The organism is Roseinatronobacter domitianus, assembly GCF_023336755.1.
Lineage (GTDB): Bacteria > Pseudomonadota > Alphaproteobacteria > Rhodobacterales > Rhodobacteraceae > Roseinatronobacter > Roseinatronobacter domitianus.
Map to the genome: position 1 here is coordinate 1 of NZ_JALZWP010000045.1, position 2,656 is coordinate 2,656.

The following is a 2,656-nucleotide window of genomic DNA, read 5'->3' on the forward strand; positions in this document are numbered from 1 at the left end:
TGTCGAGCGCTACAACCGGACGGTTCGGCATGAATGGCTGGACCAATACATCATCGAAAGCATCGAGGAGGCACAGGATCAAGCCACGAAATGGCTATGGACTTACAACAACGACCGTCCCAACATGAGCATCGGCGGCATCACACCCGCCATGAAATTGAAAATGGCCGCGTAAATTCTACGGATGCACCCTGTTAAAAATGGGGAGATTACCGCTTTCCCTTGATGAGCGGATGGACCCGCTGGATTCAGCCCTGCATTTTAAGGTTTTATTGAGAGGCCGCAGCAGCGCAAATGCAGGCTTTCGCCCGTACAATGGTCCGCTACCTGACGTTCTTCGAGAGATCGTCAAGCGCGGTGAATGGCTTCTCTGTTTGGACGAACAGCTTCATGCACCCCAAGATGTAATGATCGCACCGGGCGCACTTGCTTCGCTCTTTCAAGTGCCGCAACCACCGACGCCCCAAGATGATGAGCGCTTCGGCTTGGTCGGTCCATTGTGGCGGCGTGGCCTAGAACGTGCTGGGGTGGTGCGGGACTTAAGTGACATTCCTGAGGATCAAATCTATCGGATGTTGCTAGATCTACCCACCAGAGGGATTCCGCTTGAACTCGCAAGCCGGTTTCTACTTCAGCTTCTCGAGCGAGGTTCTTTTGATCCTGAAAGAGGCGGCGCCGACCGCGAGACGTTTTTGCAAAAAGGTCAAGTGCCGATACTCACTCAAGACGGGCGAGACTGGGGTGCTCGGCAAGAGACATATTATGCTCATCGCGACGATTTACCGAAAGCAGTACGGAGCCACCTTAAGCTCGTTGATTTGCCTTCCAGGCGCAACGCAACTCAAGTAGCCGCACGCTTCGGTATACCCGCACTGCGTAAGGATAGCATGAACATTCGCTTGCGATCCGTGGAACAAGCCGATGGCGTGGTGGCAGACGCCTTGTTTGCCAGGTTCGAACAAACAAAGCCGTTTATACTTGCTCTTCGAAATCACCTTTCTCCAGATCAAGCTTCCCTTCGCCGGTTGAAGTCTCTTAGGCTCGTAATTGCGCTGAGAGCTGAGATGGAGCTAGAGGCTGGCGGCGAAACAATCATTGATGATCTTGAACCGTTTAAACACAGTCTTGTTTCGACTGGTCACGAACTCACAGTGACAATTGACCCAAGTCTTCATGATGATGAAAATTTCGATCTTGGCTTACATGCAATTTCAGACGGGATCGCAGAGCTTTTCGAACTTCAGGCTGGGAGCGATTTTACTACTCTTCTAACGGCGTCGACGCAGAGTCTACGAATGACGCACTTGTTGCGAGCGCTTCCTGCCTTAAACGAAGCGGAGCAAGAGGCCGTAAAGTCAGGTATTGGTTTTATTGAGCCCACAGGTCCGACAATTTCAGTTGACGCTGATACCCTCGCGCAAGCCCTCGTAAGAGCGGAAAGTGAGGATGATCTGAGTGGTTCTCCGGTTGAAGCAGATTTGGCGGAAACAGACCAAGATGCAGCACTAGAAGAGGAGCCAGACCGCGCAGCAGAAGCCGTGCGCAGTGAGCTTAGGCTTACGGCCACGGCATTGGCAGCCGGTACTGGTGGAGTATCGAGTCGCGAGCGCACCGACGATATTAAGGTTCGAGTTACTGGAGGTACTGGCCCGCTGGCAGGACGTAGTTCTGATGTCGATCGGGCTGCCGACGCGGAGCATTGGTCCGTTGCATTTGAGAAAAGCCGAGGTCGCGTTCCTCTACTTGTCGCAAACCTAGTCGGCTCCGGCGCATACGGATGTGACTGTTTAAGTTTTCGCTCTGAGGTCGACCGAGACGCCTTCATGAACGATCCCCAAAGGATTGAACTGGTTGAGCGGTTTATTGAGGCGAAATCGGGAACTGTCAGATTCACTCCTAATGAGTGGAAGATGGCAGAGGAAACCGGTGATCGCTATTATGTATATCGTATAAGCTTTGCGGACGAAAAACGTGAGCGCGCACAGCTTACCGTTGTAAGAAATCCCGCCTCACAGTCTATCGCGCTTCGCGTTTCGCGCGAGCTGATTGTCGATAGTGTCTTGGCAAGGAAAATTTACGAGTTATTACGAGCGAATGAAGCTACTTCGAAAGATGCTGATGCGATTTAGACCCGTGTGCGATATGCAGGCGCAAATTTTGAGACTACCTTGTTTGTGTTGCCGCCTTCTTTCGTCTTTGGTGACTACTCAGTATGGAGAAGGTTAGACGGGGGTCCCGTTCCCTCCGCCACAAAGTCCTGATTTTATTAATAAAATTTCGATATGGGGCCAAAGTTCCCCTAAACGTTCCCTAACGGATGCACCACTAGACTTACGTTGCTAAACCGCTCAGGCCCCCATCATCAAAAATATTTGCCCGATTTGCTGACCCCACCCCGGTGGTACCCCCTTATGAGCCACGACACCCATTTCCAGCTATGGGGGTAATCTCCCCATTTTTAACAGGGTGCATCCGTAGAATTTACGCGGCCATTTTCAATTTCATGGCGGGTGTGATGCCGCCGATGCCCATGTTGGGACGGTCGTTGTTGTAAGTCCATAGCCATTTCGTGGCTTGATCCTGTGCCTCCTCGATGCTTTCGATGATGTATTGGTCCAGCCATTCATGCCGAACCGTCCGGTTGTAGCGCTCGACA

Annotated in this window: 3 protein-coding genes; 2 read left to right on the forward strand and 1 reads right to left on the reverse strand. The window is 52.0% G+C overall.

Annotated features, from left to right (window positions below; translation table 11 throughout):
- Together M3N55_RS16605 and M3N55_RS16610 are read left to right on the forward strand one after the other, a co-directional pair.
- Positions 1 to 175: transposase (locus M3N55_RS16605; RefSeq protein WP_249060881.1), on the forward strand; the 175-nt coding region annotated here is incomplete at its 5' end.
- A gap of 58 nt (positions 176 to 233) precedes the next feature.
- Positions 234 to 2,129 carry a protein NO VEIN domain-containing protein gene (locus M3N55_RS16610; RefSeq protein ID WP_249060973.1) on the forward strand — a complete coding sequence of 632 codons (1,896 nt, stop codon included), beginning with the start codon at positions 234 to 236 and terminating at the stop codon, positions 2,127 to 2,129.
- Positions 2,130 to 2,481: 352 nt separating this feature from the next.
- On the opposite strand, the gene M3N55_RS16615 is transcribed toward M3N55_RS16610, so the two are convergent.
- Positions 2,482 to 2,656: transposase (locus M3N55_RS16615; RefSeq protein WP_249060960.1), on the reverse strand; the 175-nt coding region annotated here is incomplete at its 5' end.

What these genes read in the sequence shown, in the direction of transcription:
- M3N55_RS16610 (WP_249060973.1), top strand. Translation starts at nt 234, where the DNA reads ATGGACCCGCTGGATTCAGCCCTGCATTTTAAGGTTTTATTGAGAGGC.